Here is a 1,409-nt window from a genome sequence, read left to right on the forward strand (position 1 = left end):
CCTTATGTGGACGCCTCCCGGATTGCAAGCTGGTTTGCATTTCTGGTCTACAGGTAAAGGCAGCACGCTTATGTCCGGCCCGTTGATGCAGGCCGGTCGACCTGCTGGCCCATATGGAATTCGCTGACGAGGGTCTCACCTAACACTCGAACTCGAAGGTTCATGGCTCTTACCAGACTTGCCTCGTCCCGGTCCAACCTGTAATCCATCATGCAACTTGTTGCTTGCGCTCCTTGGGGCGGGAATTTACAACATCACGATGTGTGCCAGCAGTGCCGTCGCTACGCATGAACTGGCGCCTCATACCGCGTTTGCCGTGACAGCACGGCCCAGATAGTCCGGGCCAGCTTGTTGGCAACAGCGGCGACTGCAACATTGAACGGTCGCCGTGCGAGCAGATCGTCGAGCCAGGGCGTGCGGGCACCGCGCGCGATCACTGCCCTTGCACCGTGCATTAGCAGCGTGCGTAGATACGTATTGCCTCTTTTGCTTATGCCTAGTTGTCGTATGCGGCCTCCCGTTCCAGTCTGCCGAGGCACCAGACCCAGCCAGGCAGCAAATTCACGGCCAGAACGGAAGGTCGCAGGGTCACCGATTGCGGAAACTGTCGCGGTCGCTGTCAGCAGCCCGACACCCGGAATTTCAGCGATGTGTTGGCATTCTGGGCTGTCCCTGAGCGCATGCGAGAGACGGCGCTCCAGCACTGCAATATCTGCGTTGAGCGCCTGTATGCGAGCCCACTGCTCGCGCAAACTGTCGACCAACATGGCTGGCAGGCGCTCTGATGTTCTCGCCAGGGCCGGCGCGATTTCCTTGGCAAACGGTTCGTAGCCCTCGGAAAGAATTTCGCCGAACTCATACAGGATGCTGCGCAATGCGTTGCTCTGCATGATGCGAATCTTCATCAACTGGGCACGTATGCGGTGCAATGCCAGGATCGACTGCTGGGCTTCGCTCTTGATCGCAACAAACCGCGCCTCCGGTTGCTGCGCAGCGGTCCAGATCGCGCGGGCATCTGCGGCATCTGATTTGTTGCGCAAGACGAATGGGCGTACCGAATGTGCAGAAATGAGCCTGACCTCGTGGCCGAGTCGCCCCAATTGCCGGGCCCAGTGGTGAGCACCGCCGCAGGCCTCAATCGCGACGAGCGAGCGTTCCCGCTTTGCAAAGAAATCCGGGATCTCGCTTCGTTTGAGTTTCACGCGCTCGACTTTCCCAGTAGCAATGTCGACAGCATGCAACTGAAAGACATGTTTGGCGATATCCATGCCGATGACGGGTGTCTTCATTTGGAAACCTCCTGCGTGAGCTGATGGGCACGACGCATCCACTGTACAGGCAGTTGCAGATGCGCTCTGTCGCCTGGCTTCCCTTACCCGTTGCCGGGGGGAGGCGTCCATACCATCTAA

1 protein-coding gene is annotated in these 1,409 nt (G+C 58.8%); it reads right to left on the reverse strand.

Annotated elements, in window-relative coordinates; genetic code table 11:
- Nucleotides 1-281: 281 nt before the first annotated feature.
- Nucleotides 282-1,289, reverse strand: coding sequence for an IS110 family transposase (locus GXB81_RS31115; RefSeq protein WP_205991221.1), 1,008 nt, complete (start codon nucleotides 1,287-1,289; stop codon nucleotides 282-284).
- Between the last annotated feature and the right edge of the window lie 120 nt (nucleotides 1,290-1,409).

The sequence above is a fragment of the Paraburkholderia sp. Ac-20336 genome (assembly GCF_017105025.1).
Classification (GTDB): domain Bacteria; phylum Pseudomonadota; class Gammaproteobacteria; order Burkholderiales; family Burkholderiaceae; genus Paraburkholderia.